General features: G+C 68.0%; 10 protein-coding genes. 4 read left to right on the forward strand and 6 right to left on the reverse strand.

Features of this window, described 5'->3' with window-relative positions:
* Positions 1–16: 16 nt before the first annotated feature.
* Positions 17–1,897 (forward strand): CocE/NonD family hydrolase, encoded by a 1,881-nt coding sequence (locus Q5H94_RS19580; protein WP_304562941.1) that lies wholly within the window; start codon positions 17–19, stop codon positions 1,895–1,897.
* Here the strand turns inward: Q5H94_RS19580 and Q5H94_RS19585 are convergent, their stop codons facing one another.
* From Q5H94_RS19585 to Q5H94_RS19595, 3 genes are all read right to left on the reverse strand, one after another.
* On the reverse strand, positions 1,898–2,674 hold the full coding sequence (locus Q5H94_RS19585) for an ABC transporter permease (protein WP_304562942.1): 777 nt from the start codon (positions 2,672–2,674) through the stop codon (positions 1,898–1,900). It lies immediately after the preceding gene.
* Positions 2,671–3,606: an ABC transporter ATP-binding protein gene (locus Q5H94_RS19590; protein WP_304562943.1), complete on the reverse strand. Its 936-nt coding sequence runs from the start codon at positions 3,604–3,606 to the stop codon at positions 2,671–2,673. The genes Q5H94_RS19585 and Q5H94_RS19590 overlap by 4 nt, the downstream gene beginning before the upstream one ends.
* A gap of 69 nt (positions 3,607–3,675) precedes the next feature.
* Positions 3,676–6,711 carry a TonB-dependent receptor domain-containing protein gene (locus Q5H94_RS19595; protein ID WP_304562944.1) on the reverse strand — a complete coding sequence of 1,012 codons (3,036 nt, stop codon included), beginning with the start codon at positions 6,709–6,711 and terminating at the stop codon, positions 3,676–3,678.
* A 151-nt stretch (positions 6,712–6,862) separates the two neighbouring features.
* Between Q5H94_RS19595 and Q5H94_RS19600 the strand changes: the two genes are divergently transcribed.
* Together Q5H94_RS19600 and Q5H94_RS19605 are read left to right on the forward strand one after the other, a co-directional pair.
* Positions 6,863–8,371, forward strand: a complete 1,509-nt coding sequence (locus Q5H94_RS19600) for an MFS transporter (RefSeq protein WP_304562945.1) — start codon at positions 6,863–6,865, stop codon at positions 8,369–8,371.
* Positions 8,364–9,344, forward strand: coding sequence for a serine hydrolase domain-containing protein (locus Q5H94_RS19605; RefSeq protein ID WP_304562946.1), 981 nt, complete (start codon positions 8,364–8,366; stop codon positions 9,342–9,344). Before Q5H94_RS19600 ends, Q5H94_RS19605 begins: the two co-directional genes overlap by 8 nt.
* Here Q5H94_RS19605 and Q5H94_RS19610 read toward each other — a convergent pair.
* Positions 9,339–9,821, reverse strand: coding sequence for a GNAT family N-acetyltransferase (locus Q5H94_RS19610; protein ID WP_304562947.1), 483 nt, complete (start codon positions 9,819–9,821; stop codon positions 9,339–9,341). The two genes, Q5H94_RS19605 and Q5H94_RS19610, sit on opposite strands and share 6 nt — an antisense overlap.
* A gap of 1 nt (position 9,822) precedes the next feature.
* On the reverse strand, positions 9,823–11,253 hold the full coding sequence (dacB, locus tag Q5H94_RS19615) for a D-alanyl-D-alanine carboxypeptidase/D-alanyl-D-alanine endopeptidase (RefSeq protein ID WP_304562948.1): 1,431 nt from the start codon (positions 11,251–11,253) through the stop codon (positions 9,823–9,825).
* Positions 11,254–11,427: 174 nt separating this feature from the next.
* Between dacB and Q5H94_RS19620 the strand changes: the two genes are divergently transcribed.
* Positions 11,428–13,287, forward strand: a complete 1,860-nt coding sequence (locus Q5H94_RS19620) for an amidohydrolase family protein (RefSeq protein ID WP_304562949.1) — start codon at positions 11,428–11,430, stop codon at positions 13,285–13,287.
* On the opposite strand, the gene Q5H94_RS19625 is transcribed toward Q5H94_RS19620, so the two are convergent.
* Positions 13,281–14,525, reverse strand: a complete 1,245-nt coding sequence (locus Q5H94_RS19625) for a dicarboxylate/amino acid:cation symporter (protein ID WP_304562950.1) — start codon at positions 14,523–14,525, stop codon at positions 13,281–13,283. The genes Q5H94_RS19620 and Q5H94_RS19625 overlap by 7 nt on opposite strands.
* Positions 14,526–14,531: the final 6 nt, after the last annotated feature.

Genomic DNA, 14,531 nt, shown 5'->3' on the forward strand with positions numbered 1-14,531 from the left:
GCACTGGGAGACTTCGATGCGCCTCAGAATCCTCGCAACGCTGCTGGCTGCCCCGCTGCTTCTCTCTGGTGCCGCGCCCACGTTCGCCGCGCAGGACGTGCCGGCGATGCGCGTCGCCGACGCCTCGCCCTTCACCTTCGAAAAGGTGATGATCCCGATGCGCGACGGCGCGCGCATGGAAACGGTGGTGATACGCCCTAAGGACGCGAAGGGCGCGCTGCCGATCCTGTTCCAGCGGACGCCTTACGGCATACCGCAGTCGGCACCCAAGGCGACCTCCCCAGAGATGCAGGCGCTCGTCAGGGACGGCTATATCTTCGTCTACCAGTCGATGCGCGGGCGCTTCGGATCGGACGGTGTGTTCACGCTGTCCACCGCCGTGCATCCGAACGACCGCGCCGTTGATTCCGGGGCGGTGGACGAGGCCACCGACGCCTATGATTCGATCGACTGGCTGGTGAAGCACCTGCCCGGCACGAACGGCCGCGTCGGCATGTGGGGCATATCCTATGCCGGTCTTGCCGCCGGCATCTCGCTCGCGCATCCGCACCCTGCGCTGAAGGCGGTGAGCCCGCAGGCGGCCTGGGTCGATTACTGGCAGAACGACGACCTCCATCGGAACGGCGCGCTGCGGCTGAGCTACACCGCCGACTGGGTCTCCTCGCTGCAGGTCGACAAGACGCAGAACGAGCGGTTCGATTACGGCACCGTCGATACTTACGACTGGTTCCTCGCGCTCGGGCCGGTCGAGACCCTCGACACACGCTACTTCAAGGGATCGGTGCCGATGCTGCGCGCGCTGCTTGATCACCCAAATCACGACGCCTTCTACACCGATCAGAACTGGCACAAGACGCTCGGCAGGACGACGGTGCCGACGCTCAACGTCGCGGGCTTCTGGGATCAGGAGGATCCGTGGGGATCGTGGCAGATCTACGCCAGGCAGAAGGAGAACGACCCCGATCACCTCGCGCAGATGGTCGCGGGGCCGTGGGTGCATGGCGGCTGGGCGCGCGACAGCGACATGCTCGGGCATATCCCGCTCGGGCGCGATGCGGCGGCGGAGTTCCTCGACCAGATCCAGGCACCGTTTTTCCGCTACTGGCTGCACCAGAAGGGCCCGCGCCCCGCCTTCGAGGCGAAGATGCTGCAATCGGGATCGAACGTCTGGAAGACCTATGGGCAATGGCCGCCCAAGGGCACGACCGCGACCGACCTCTATCTCCACGACGACGGATCGCTGAGCTTCAAGGCCCCCGCAGCCGGCGAGGCCTGCCGGGACTACGTGTCCGATCCCGCCAATCCGGTGCCGTTCCGCCCGCGCCCGATCTCGCCGACCTATCCGCGCCCCGAATGGCGCTGGTGGGAGGCGGAGGACCAGCGCTTCGTCGATCACCGGCCCGACGTGCTGAGCTATGTTTCAGCACCGCTGGCGGCCGACCTGACGGTGACGGGCAAGATCGCCGCGACGCTGATGGCGAGCACGAGCGGCACCGACAGCGATTTCGTCGTCAAGCTGATCGACGTGCTGCCGCAGAATTTCGAGCAATTCGACGCCGCCGCCCCGCTTGGCGCCTACACGCGCCAGCTCAACGGCTATCAATGGCCGATCGCGATGGAGGTACGGCGCGGCAGGTTCCTCGCCAGCGACACGAACCCGCAGCCGCTGGTGCCCGGCAAGGTGATCGCGTGGGATGTCGCTTTGCGCGACCACGACCATGTCTTTCAGAAGGGCCACCGCATCATGGTGCAGGTCCAGTCGAGCTGGTTCCCGGTGATCGACCGCAATCCGCAAACCTTCGTGGCGAACATCGCGCGCGCGAAGCCGGGCGATTTCGTCAAGGCGACGCAGAAGGTGTGCGCGGGGTCGCGGATCAGCCTTCCGATAATGAAGTGACTACTGCTTGAGCCGCCAACCCGTGCGGAAGATCCACGCCACCACAATGAGACTGCCGACGAGGAACAGCGCCGTCACGCCGAGGCTGAGCGCGATGCTGACGTCGCCCTTGCCGAAGAAGCTCCAGCGGAAACCGCTGACGAGGTAGACGACCGGGTTGAATAGGCTGACCGTCCGCCACACCGGCGGCAGCATGTCGATCGAGTAGAACGCGCCGCCGAGGAAGGTGAGCGGCGTCACCAACAGCGACGGCACGAACGAGAGCTGTTCGAACCCGTTGGCCCAGATGCCGATGATGAAGCCGAACAGGCTGAAGGTGATGCTGGTGAGGATCAGGAACGCCACCATCGCCCAGGGATGTTCGATGTGCAGCGGCACAAACAGCGCCGAGGTCGCGAGGATGATGAGGCCGAGCGCGATCGACTTGGTCGCCGCCGCCCCGACGAAACCCGCCACCATCTCCATCGGCGTGACGGGGGCGGAGAGCAGTTCGAACACGGTGCCGGTGAATTTGGGGAAGTAGATGCCGATCGACGCATTCGAAATGCTCTGCGTCAGCAGCGAGAGCATGACGAGGCCGGGCACGAGGAAGCTGCCATAGCTCACCCCGTCGACGCTGCTGATGCGCGACCCGATCGCGCCGCCGAACACGACGAAATAGAGCGAGGTGGTGATCACCGGCGCGGCGAGGCTCTGCCACAGGGTGCGCAGCGCGCGCGCCATCTCGAAGCGGTAGATCGCCCAGATGCCGTGGGTGTTGATGAGGGGCGTGCTCATGCCGCCTGCTCCCGATGTTCGACGAGATCGACGAAGATATCCTCGAGCGAAGATTTGCTCGTCTCGAGATCCTTGAAGCCCACGCCCAGTTCGGCGAGCTTGCGCAGCAGCGAGGGGATGCCGGTGCGTTCGGCCTGCGCGTCGAACACGTAGCGCAAAGTATGGCCCTCGTCGGCGAGTTCGAGGTGCCATTCGGCGAGATCGCCCGGCACTGCGTCCATCGGCTCCTGCAGCGCGATCAGCATCTGGCGCTTGCCGAGCTTCTTCATCAGCTCGGTCTTTTCCTCGACGAGGATGATCTTGCCCTTGTCGATCACGCCGACGCGATCGGCCATTTCCTCGGCCTCCTCGATATAGTGCGTCGTCAGGATGATGGTGGTGCCCTTCTCGCGCAGGCGGTGTACGAGCTTCCACATATCGCGGCGCAGCGCCACGTCCACGCCGGCGGTGGGCTCGTCGAGGAAGAGGATGTCGGGTTCGTGAGAGAGCGCCTTCGCGATCAGCACGCGGCGTTTCATGCCGCCCGACAAGTCCTTGATCTTGGCGTTTCGCTTGTCCCACAGCGAGAGGTCGCGGAGCACCTGTTCGATATGGGCGTCGTGGCCGGGATGGCCGAACAGGCGGCGGCTGTAGCGGACGGTCGCCAGCACCGTTTCGAACATATCGACCGACAGTTCCTGCGGGACCAGCCCGATGCGCATCCGCGCGGCGCGGGTTTCCCGGAGCGCGTCGTGCCCCATCACCGTGATCGTGCCCGACGACGGCGTGACGATGCCGCAGATGATGCTGATCAGCGTCGTCTTGCCCGCGCCGTTCGGCCCGAGCAGCGCGAAGATCTCACCCTTGTTGATCTCCAGATCGACAGGCTCGAGCGCGCGCTGGCCCGAGGCGTATGTCTTCGACACGCCTTTTACGGATAGGATCGGATTCATCTGTGCGCCCCTTGCTGGACGCGCAGATAGGGACGCGGACGCGGCGGAACAACCGGCCCTCGCCCCGGCCTAGAACTTCGCGTCGACGCTGATCGTGAACGAACGGCCGCGCGGATCGCCGACGCGGGGTTCCCAGCCGCCGCCGCCGGCGCCGAGATTGCCGTCATAGGCGATCGCGAAGGGCGGATCGACGTTGAAGATGTTCTTGATGCCGGCCGTCAAGACGAACCGCTCGGCCACGCGCTGCGTGATCGAGAGGTTGTAGGTGATGTAGGGCTCAACCCGCGGATTGAAGTCCGGGCGAACGAACGCGCCGGTCAGCAACCCGGCGTTGAGCGCCTGGTTCTGATAGCCGTCCCGGTAGATCTGCGAGAAAGTGATGCCGAAATCATTCTGCTCGTAGGTGATGAAGGCATTGTATTTCAGCCGCAGGCCGAGATCGCCTGTCAGGCTGAACACGCCGAGCAGGTTCGAATAGGGCAGGTTCGGCAACAGCTTCTCGCGCTTGTCGAGCAGCAAAGTGCCGTCGAAGCCGCCAGTGAAGCGCCCGCCCAGCGCCTCGATATCGCCGCGCCCGGAGAATTCGAGGCCCTGCGTGCGGCGCGACCCGAAATTGCCGGTGCGCAGGTCGACGAGGGTGATGACACCGCCCGTCCGCGTGATCCGGTCCGAAAAGGCACCGATGTTCTGGAAAAGCTGCGGAATGGTGATCGTGCCGATGACGTTGTCGACCGCGATCGACCAGAAATCCGCCGACAGGCTGAGGTGGCGCGACGGCTGGAACACCGCACCGAAGCTATATTGCTGCGACGTCTCCGGCCCGAGGCCGAGGTTGCCGCCGCTCAGCGAATCCGGCGTGATCGCAGCACAGCCGCCGGTGCCGACCACGCCCGACGGGCAGGTGGTGGGATCGACCAGGCTGGTGCCGGGGTTGGGCGACTGCGTGACGCCGTTGAAGATCTGGTTGAAGCTGGGGACGCGGAAACCCGTATTGTACGATCCGCGGAACATCAGCCATTCGACAGGGCGGAACTTGGCGGTGAACTTCGGATTGAAGGTCGATCCGAAGCCGGTGTAGTCGTCGACGCGGCCCGCCGCGCTCAGTTCGAGCTGCTTGAACACCGGGATCAGGATTTCGGCATAGGCCGCCTTCACGTCGCGCGACACGCGGCTGAGCGCGTTGACGTTGTCGAACGCGACGTTGAAGATATCGGGCGAGGACAGATCGCCCGCCGACGATCCGTCGAACTTGTAGGTCTCGCGCCGGTAATCCACGCCGAAGGCGAGTTGCACCGTGCCGCCGGGCAGCTGGAACAGCTTGCCCGAGACCGAGCCGTCGAACTGCACCACCTCGTACTTGCCGCCGTAGAGCTTCACGCCCTTGGCCGAGATCGCGTCGAGCCCGGCCATCGCCTGCGGCGACTGCGTGACCGAGAAGGGATTGATGATGCCGCTGTTGAACAGGCCGACGATGCCGGGCGCGGTCGCGCCCGGTGCGGTCGGCGCGCGCGGGTCGGCACCGCCCACCACCGCGCCGGCGATGCCCGAGGCGGCGGCGGCGGCCGCACTCGCGAACACGCCGCGATAGACATAGCCGGTGCCGAGCGTCGAGCTCGACGTGCTGCTCGCATACGATCCGCCCGCGCGGTAATCCCAGCCGGTGAACAACGGGCCGTCGATGCCGATCGCGGCGCGGAAGGTCTGGGTGTTGGTCACATACTCGCGTGGGCCGCAGGTGATGCAGCGCCAGCGGAACGCGATCGGCTTGCCGTAATTGGCGGCGATGCCGGGCAGCGTGCCGACGATGCTGTTGTAGACCGCATTGTAGACCGGCGCCGTCAGCCCGTTGAGCGGGTAGGCGATCGGCATGTTGGTGTTGTTGGCGCTATACTGGTTGTTCGAGAAGATCTTGCGCGCCTCGGCGTCCGATCCCGTCACTTCCGCGAAGATCGTATGGCTGCCGCCGATCCGCGCGGTCGCGCGGCCGTAATAGGTCAGCGTTTCGAGCGGCTGCTGCAGCACGGCGGCGCTGGCCGTGTCCCACGCGCAGGCGAGCGCCGCAGTCGGCACGCTGAACAGCGCCGAATCGTAGTTCATGCCGCCCGGCATCGAGGTGCAGCCCGCCCCGCCCGGCAGGCGCAGCGTGTTGACGCCGCCCGTCGCCAGCGTGGTGGTGCCGGGGATGAAGAAGCCCGGCCCGGTCAGCGCGGTCGCGCCTGTCGTTCCGCCGAGCAGCGTACCACCCTGCGTGATGCCGACACCCGCCGCGGTCGGGTTGATCGAGAAGGCGGTGGCGACCGGCGTGCCGCGCGTGTCGATCGACAGGCCGCGATTGGGCTGGTTGCCGTTGAGGAACGCGCGGTCGCGGCCGTAGAGCGCGCCGTTCCAGCTCTTGCTGACCGCGCCCATGATGTTGAAGCCCTGATCGTCGAGCTTGCCGTAGCCCGCCGTCGCCGACAGCCGGTAGATCGGGCTGTCGCCGAGTTCGGTGATATCGGTGAAGCCCGACAGATCGACGCCGGTGAAATCGGTCTTGGTGATGAAGTTGATGACGCCGCCGACGGCATCGGTGCCGTAGATCGCCGAGGCGCCGTCCTTCAGCACCTCGACACGCTCGATCGCGGCGAAGGGGATCTGGTTCACGTCGACGGCCGAGCCCTGCAGGCCGTGCGCGGCGACGCGGCGGCCGTTGAGCAGGACGAGCGTGGAGGCGCTGCCCTGCCCGCGCAGGTTTGCGGCGGACAGGCCGTTGGTGCCGCGCGCACCACCCGAGACGACATCCGAATTGGACGCGAGATTGTCCGCGCCGTTGCCGTTGCTCGACAGGAAGGAGATGAGCTGTTCGGGGCTGTTGATGCCTTCGCGCAGGAAATCCTTGCCGGTGATGATCTGCAGCGGCGAGGCGCTGTTGTTCGGATCCTGCTTGATGCGCGAGCCCGTGACGAGGACTTCGGGTGCGCCGGCATCTTCGGCTCCGTCGCGCGCGGGGTCCGCCTTCACGGTCGCGCCGCTTGGCGTACTTTGCGCGAAAGCGGGAGTGGCGGCCAGCGCCGCGAACGCGCAGCCGGAAGCGAGCACGACTCTGAGTGTCGAGAAATCGACCATGTGAAACACCCCCGTGTTTGTCGCGCTGCCGGGCCCCTGTTGCCCACGCGTCATCGTAGCGTAACAATGGTGTAGCGCACGCGCCATAGTTTTTGTTGACCTCCAGCGACTTGCGGCCGAGCCTGCAGACGTTTCGGGGAAAAGGGGTGGCATGGCAGCAACGATCGCGTCTTCCGGTGCCGCCGCAGATGGCGCGCGCGGCGGGGTGCTGGCGTCGCCGCGGGCGCGCTTCGCCTTGTACCTGCTGCTCGGGTTTTCGGCGGGATTGCCCTATTATATATTCTCGACGGTGCTGTCGGCGCGGCTGACCAAGCACGGCGTCGATCTCGTGCTGATCGGCTTCTTCGGCTGGGTGCAGCTGCTGCCGACCTTCAAATTCGCCTGGGCACCGTTGCTCGACCGGTTCGCGGTGCCGGGGTTCGCGCGGTTCTTCGGCAAGCGGCTCGGGTGGATCATCCTGTCGCAGATCGGCATCGTGCTTTCGATGGTGGCGATGGCGTTCACCTCCGCCGACACCGACCTGCCGGTGGTGGCGCTGTTCGCGGTGCTGCTCGCGTTCTGGACGACGACGCTGGAGGTCTCCGCAGATGCGTGGCGGATCGAGCTTGCGCCGACCGCCGAGATGCAGGGGCCGCTGACGGCCGCGAACCTGTGGGGCTATCGCAGCGCGATGGTGGCGGCGGGATCGGGCGCGCTGATCGTGGCGGATCGATCGGGCTGGACAGGCGCGTACCTCGCGATCGCGGCGGGGGCGTTCGTGCCGCTGCCGATCCTGATGAGCCTGCGCCGTTCGGCCGAGGGCAGCGGCGAGCGACTGGTGTCGCTGGCGACGGGGCTGCTGGCGAGCGCGGTGGTGCTGGCGGGGTCGCTTGTCCTCGTTGCCGTCGCCGGCTGGCTGGTGCTGAGCGCGGCCGCCGGGATCGGCATCAGCGCCAAGACCGATGCGACGACGGCGGTGCTGGTGCTGTGCATGCTGCCCTTCGTCATCATGGCGCTGGCGCTGCCGCGGATCGTCAACCTGCCCGCCACGGCGCGGCTGCGGACCTCGACGATGATCGGGCCGTATGTCGATATCTTCTGGCGCTTCGGATACCGCGTGCTGCCGCTGCTCGGCTTCGTCACCTTTTACCGGATGGGCGACGTGCTGACGCTCGCCATGTCGAAGCCGCTGGAAATCGCCGCGCACTACGACCTGACGACGATGGGCGTGGCCGACGGCTTCGTCGCGCTCCCTTCCAGCATGGCGGGCGTTGCGATCGGCGCGCTGCTGGCGGTGCGGATGAAGCTGATCCGCGCGCTGGCGCTGGGGGCGATCGGGTCGGCGATCGGCAACTGGATCTTCGTGTGGCTGTGGTTCGCCCCGCCCAGCCCGCACGTCATCTACATCTCGACCGCGCTCGACCAGTTCGCGCACGGGATGGAGGGGGCGATCTTCGTCGTCTATCTCTCGCTGCTGGTGAACCCGAAATATCCGGGCGCGCAATATGCCTTCCTGTCGGGCTTCGCCTTCCTGCTGCCGCGCCTGCTGGCGGGGGCGGGGGGCGTGATGGTGAAGCATATCGGCTTCGACGGATTCTTCTGGCTGTCGGGCGCGCTGAGCCTGGCGGCGGTGGTGTTCCTGCCCTTCATCGCGAACGCGAAGCCGCGCAGCGATGATTGATGTGGACGCGGCCTTCGCGCCCGCCACCGGGGCGGTGGCGCGCGGCGACATACCGGGCGCGACGCTCGGCATCGTCACCGCTGCGGGCGAGCGCGCGGTGCGGTGGACGGGGTCGGCGGTGCCGGAACCGCTGACGCGCGACCACTGGTTCGATCTCGCCTCGGTCTCGAAGGTGATCGCCACGACGACGATGATCCTGGCGCTGGCGGACGAGGGCCGGATCGATCTCGACCGGCCGCTGACGGACGCCATCCCGGACCTGCGCCAATACGATGTGGCGAACGCCGCCGAGCGCAAGCTGACGTTCCGCGATTGCCTGGCGCATCGCACCTTCCTGCCCGCGGTCGAGCCGATCTACACCTATGGCGACGATCCGGCGCGGCTGCGCGCGTTCGTGCTCCAGCGCGAATGGAAGCATGGCCCGAGCGTCTATTCCGACATCAACTTCATCCTGCTCGGCATCGCCATCGAGCGGATCACCGGCAAAGCGCTGTCGGAATGGCCGATCGGGCCGGGGCTGACCTACGGCCCGCCCCCCGGCCCCGCCGTCGCGACCGAGTTCTGCACGTGGCGCGGGCGCATCCTGAAGGGCGAGGTGCATGACGAGAATGCGGCAGCGCTGGGCGCGGCGCCAGGCCATGCCGGGCTGTTCGGCACCGTCGACGGCGTGCTGGATTTCGCTGAGGGTCTGCTGCGCGGCGGCGGTTCGCCCGAGATACGGACGCGCATCAACGGCCACCGCACCTGCGGCTGGGACGCGGCGCATCCCGGCTGGCCGGGTGGCGACGCCTGTTCAGCCGACACGATCGGCCATACCGGCTTCACCGGGACGGGCCTGTGGGTCGATTTCGCGAACGGTGTCGCGTGGACTTTGCTCACCAACCGCGTCCACCCTTCGCGCCACGGCGAGAAGGCAGCGAGCATCTTCGCGCTGCGGCCCGCGACGGGCGAGGCGGTATTCGCCGCGCTATAGCTTACGGTGCATCACCAGCGCGTCGACATAGCCCATCGCCGGATGCAGGAACGCGCGCGGCAGCGTGCCCACCACCGCGAAGCCGCAGAGTTGCCACAGCGCCACGGCGCGCTTGTTGGTGCTGACCACGAAGTTGAACTGCATGTCGTGAAAGCCCGCCGCGCGGGCGCGGTCCACCGAATGTTCGCACATGCGCCGCCCGATGCCGCGCCCCGACGCGCTCTCGCGCACGATATAGCCGCAATTGGCGACATGCGCGCCGCCGCCCGCGTGATTGGCGCGCAGATAATAGCTGCCGATGATCGCGCCGTCGTCGTCGGCGACGAACACCGTCTTGTCGGGCGCGAGCCAATACGCCAGCGCATCGTCCTCGCTCATGTCGCGCGGCAGCGCATAGGTGTTGCCCGCGCGGATGACGGGTTCGAGCACCGCCCAGAGCGCAGGCCGGTCCGCGAGCACGAAGAGTCGGATCGGCATGTCAGTTGGCGTCCGCGATGACCACCAACGCGGCGTCCATCGCCTTCGTCGCGGAGCCGCCGTCGGGAATGTCGTTGGCGAGGATCGAGAAGGTAAGCGTGCGGCCGCTCTTTGCGATCATCCAGCCCGACAGCGCCGCGGTGGCGTTGAGGCTGCCGGTCTTGGCGAACAGCTTGCGGTCGAGCGTCGTCCCGCCGAAGCGCCGTGCGAGCGTGCCGTCGAGCCCGCCGACCGGCAATGTCTCGCGCCACGCCGCGCCCCAGGGCTGGGCGGTGATCCAGCGCAGCAGCAAGACGGCGGCGCGCGGGGCGATGCGGTTGTAGGTCGACATGCCCGAACCGTCCGAGAAATCGAATGCCGCGCGCGGCACGCCCGCCGTCGCCATCACCCGCCGCAGCACCGCCTGGCCGTCCGCGATCGATCCGCTGCCTGCGATATGGCCGACACGGCGCAGCAGCAGTTCGGCATGGAGGTTCTGGCTGACCTTGTTGGTGATGCGCACGTCCTCGGCGAGCGGGCCGGGCAAGAGCGCCGCCAGCGCGGGCGCTTCCGGCGGATGCGCGGGCGGAGCGGCGCCGCGCTTCGCCGGATCGTCGGAGGCGTCGAGCGAGCGATGGCGCGTCGTCACCGCGCCCGTCACCGTCACGCCGCGCGCGCGGAGCATCGTGCGGAAGGTCCAGGCGGCATAATGCGCGGGATCGTCCACGCCGATGCGCTCCTTGTCGGGCGCGGCACCCACCGCGATCGTGCCGGTGAGGCGCAGGACAGTGCCGTTCGGCACGCGGTCGAAGGCGATATCGGTCTTGCCCGACGCGACCGTCACCGCGCGGTTTTCCAGCGCGTAATAGGCCGGCATCGTCACCCGCGGCGGCATACCGAGGGTGCCGGGCGTGACGGTCAGCGCGATCTCGTTGTCGTCGAGCGTCAGCGCGGAGATGCCGGTGCCCGAGCGCGTCGGGATGTTGTTCCAGCTCATGCCGGGGCTCCAGCGCTCGTCGGGGAACCAGCTATCGTCGCCGACCACGTCGTGGACGCGGCGGGTCTTTGCCGCGACCGCGTCGGCGAGCGTGGCAAGGCAATCGGTGGTGCAGTCGGGTGCGGCGGACAGGCGTGCGTCGCCGCGTCCCTGCAGCACGGCGTCTCCTTGTTCGATCCGCACGCGCGTGCCCGCCGCCGCGTCGGGGTGCGTGAGGTCGCCGAGCGACGCATAGGCGGTGGCGGTGGTGAAGATCTTGGTGTTGGAGGCGGGGATGAAGCGCTTGTCGGGATCGATCGCGACGATCTCCTTGCCGCTGTCGTCGACGACCAGCAGCCCGAAGCGCGTCCCCGCCGGCGCGGTGGCGAGCGCGGTATCGACGTCGCGGCGGAGCGAATCCTGCGCGACGGCGGGGCTCGCGATCAGCAGGGTTGCGAGGAGGAGGAGGCGCTTCATGCGGCGACCTTAGATACAGCATTCGTCGACACAACCTTCCGTTCGCCCTGAGCGAAGTCGAAGGGCGTCTTACGGGCGCTGCGTTCGGAACACGTGCTTCGACTTCGCCCAGCACGAACGGCCTGAGAGCATTCAAACCTTGCGCCCCGCCCCTCGCCCCCTATCCTCGCCGCCATGATCTCCCACGCCCTCCTGCGTCTCGCGCTTGCCGGGTCGGCGCTCTTGTCGGGGCTGGGTGCGCCGCCGCCGTCCGAGCGGCAGACGCTGATCCGCGGCGCGCGCGTGTTCGACGGCAGCGGCACGCCCGCCGTGATCGAGGACGTGCTGATCGAGGATGGCAGGATCGCCGCGATCGGCACGCACCTCACCGCGCCGCCGCATGCGCGCATCGTCGATGCGAAAGGCATGACGCTGATCCCCGGCCTGCACGATCTCCACACGCATCTGCGCGCGCCGGCCTATGACGCGCCCGACGACATGGGGAAGGCGTGGGCGGGCTATCTCGTCAACGGCATCACCACGGTCGATGATTTCTCGGTCGCGGGCGAGATGCTCGCCCCCATCCGCGAGATGGCGGCCGCGCACGCCCCCGAAGCCCCGCACCTCAACCTCGCGATACGGCTCGGCGTGCCGGGCGGGCATGGGACGGAGTTCGGCTGGGGCGACATGTTCACGCTGCAGGCGACGACGCCGCGCGCCGCGCACCTCGCGATGGCCAAGGCGCTGCCGTACAAGCCCGATCTCATCAAGGTGTTCGCCGACGGCTGGCGCTACGGCCGCGACCCCGATCTCAACAGCATGAACGTCGGCACCCTCTCCGCCATCGTCGAGGATGCGCACAAGGCCGGGTTGCCGGTCATCACCCATACCGTGACGCTGGAGGGCGCGAAGGTGGCGGCGGCGGCGGGGGTCGATGCGGTCGGCCACGGCGTCGGCGATGCGCCGGTCGACGACGACCTGATCGCGCTGATGAAGGCGCACCACACCGCCTATATCCCGACGCTGGTCGTCTACGAACCGCAGCAGGAGCGCCGCTTCGTGCCCGGCGAATATGCCGCGCTCTCGCCGCCCGAACGCAAGCGCGAGACGGCCTATCAGACGCTGCTCAAGGAGACGCCCGAGCCGGTCGAACCCTATGACGCGAAGCGCTGGGCGATCATGCAGGACAATATCCGGCGAGTGAAGGCGGCGGGCATCCGCATCGGCATCGGCACCGACAGCGGCATCGGCGGCGTCTATCACGGGCCGGGCGCGATCCGCGAGATCACCTGGCTGACGAAGCTCGGCTTCACGCCCGCCGAGGCGCTGGTCGCGGCGACGAGCACGAGCGCCGACATCATCGGCCAGGCGAAGGACCATGGCCGCATCGCGCCGGGGATGCGCGCCGACGTCGTGCTGGTGAAGGGCCGCCCCGACGAGGATATCGCCGCGCTGTGGAACGTCGCGCAGGTGTTCGTCGCGGGGCGCGCGGTGCAGCTCGAACCGTTGCGCAAACTGCTGGCGAGCGACGCGCCGACGCCGTTGCCCGTACATCCGATGTCCGGGCCGATCGACACCGGCGCGCGCGGCGACGGGCGCACCGATCTCGACACCTTGCCGGTCGAGGGCACCGAGGCCGGCAGCGACCATAGCGACGTCGCCTTCGTGCGGCCCGACGCCCAGCGGCTCTTCCTGCTCGCAACGATGGGCGCGCGGGCACAGCCCTATGCCCAGCTCAACCTGCCGCTGACCAAGGGATCGGTGCAGCTCGCCGATGCGCGCGGCTTCACCGGTGTCGTATTCGAGGCGCGCGGAAACGGCGACTATGCTTTGCTGTTCGACAGTTACGCGCTCGATCAGGATGCTTGGTTCAAGACAGATTTCACCGTCGCGGCCGGCGCGCGGAGCGAGGTGCGCATCCCCTTCACCGCCTTCCGATCGGCCGATCCGGCGGCGAAACTCGACCTTGCGAAGCTGCGCACGCTGATCGTGCGGCTGAAGGGCACGCCGGGCGGGACGGCGTGGCTGCAACTGGAGAAGGTGCGGTTCTACTGATCCACGGCGGATCGATACACCGCCTCGTCCAGCTCCCCCTCCCACTTCGCGACTGTCGTCGCGACCGCGAGGTTGGCGCTGGCGCTCGGCACGGTGCGCGTCATGTCGAGCAGGCGGTCGAAGGGGAGGACGAAGCCGACCACGAGCGCCGTCTGTTCGGGCGCGATGCCGACCGCCGACAGCACCGCCGCCAGCATGAACAGCGAGGCGCTCGGCACCGGCGCCGTGCCGAACGCCGCCAGCGCGCCGGTCAGCAGCACCGTCGCATAGACCTGCGGCGACAGCGGCGTGCCGAACGCCTGCAGCGCGAACATGCTGAGCAGCCCGACGTACATCGCCGTGCCGTCCTTGCCGATGCTCGCGCCGAGCGGCAGCACGGTCGAATAGATTGGCCGCGCCACGCCGAGATTGTCGCCCGCCACGCGCATCGCCACCGGCAGCGTCGCCGAGCTCGACGCGGTCGAGAAGGCGATCGCCAGCGCATCGACGATGCCGCGGAAGAACGACAGCACCGGCAGCCGCGCGGCGAAGCGCAGCAGAAGGCTGTGGACGACGAGCATCTGGATCAGCGAGCCCAGCACCACGGCGAGCGCCAGCCAGCCGACATGGACGAACACCGCCGCGCCGTTCGCCGCGACGGCATTGGCGATCAGCGCGAACACGCCGAACGGGGTCGCCTCCATGACGATGCCGACGACGCGCAGCAGCACCGCCGACAGCGACTGGAGCAGCGCCGCGAAGGGCTTGCCGGGCTCGCCCGCCACGACGGTGCCGACGCCCACCAGGATCGCGACGAAGATCAGCGCGAGCATGTCGCCCTTTGCCAGCGCGTCGGCGATGTTGAGCGGGACGATACCGATGAGCTGGTCGTAGGGCGTCACCGGGGCCCCCAGCGGATGCGGTGCGGCGGTGCCGAGCGGCGCGCCGATGCCGGGCTGCACGATGCTGGCGACAATCATACCGACGGAGACGGCGAGGAAGGTCGTGAGCGCGAACAGGCCGATCGTGCGCCCGCCGAGGCCGCCGAGGCGCTTGGGATCGGCGAGCGCGGTGATCCCCGCCGCGATCGTCACCAGCACGATCGGCGCGACCAACATGCGGATCGCGCGTACGAACAGATCGCCGAGAAACTGGACGTAGGGCGTCGCGCGCGGGGCGACGAGCGCAAAGGCGATGCCGAGTGCGAGCGCGCCGAGCACGCGCTTCCACAGCGGGATGGCGAACCAAAGGCGGATCACGCCCCC

The sequence above is a fragment of the Sphingomonas immobilis genome, assembly GCF_030580995.1.
Taxonomy (GTDB): domain Bacteria; phylum Pseudomonadota; class Alphaproteobacteria; order Sphingomonadales; family Sphingomonadaceae; genus Sphingomonas; species Sphingomonas immobilis.

Coding starts and splice junctions, on each gene's coding strand:
- Q5H94_RS19580 (WP_304562941.1), top strand. CDS start 17: ATGCGCCTCAGAATCCTCGCAACGCTGCTGGCTGCCCCGCTGCTTCTC.
- Q5H94_RS19585 (WP_304562942.1), bottom strand. CDS start 2,674: ATGAGCACGCCCCTCATCAACACCCACGGCATCTGGGCGATCTACCGC.
- Q5H94_RS19590 (WP_304562943.1), bottom strand. CDS start 3,606: ATGAATCCGATCCTATCCGTAAAAGGCGTGTCGAAGACATACGCCTCG.
- Q5H94_RS19595 (WP_304562944.1), bottom strand. CDS start 6,711: ATGGTCGATTTCTCGACACTCAGAGTCGTGCTCGCTTCCGGCTGCGCG.
- Q5H94_RS19600 (WP_304562945.1), top strand. CDS start 6,863: ATGGCAGCAACGATCGCGTCTTCCGGTGCCGCCGCAGATGGCGCGCGC.
- Q5H94_RS19605 (WP_304562946.1), top strand. CDS start 8,364: ATGATTGATGTGGACGCGGCCTTCGCGCCCGCCACCGGGGCGGTGGCG.
- Q5H94_RS19610 (WP_304562947.1), bottom strand. CDS start 9,821: ATGCCGATCCGACTCTTCGTGCTCGCGGACCGGCCTGCGCTCTGGGCG.
- dacB (WP_304562948.1), bottom strand. CDS start 11,253: ATGAAGCGCCTCCTCCTCCTCGCAACCCTGCTGATCGCGAGCCCCGCC.
- Q5H94_RS19620 (WP_304562949.1), top strand. CDS start 11,428: ATGATCTCCCACGCCCTCCTGCGTCTCGCGCTTGCCGGGTCGGCGCTC.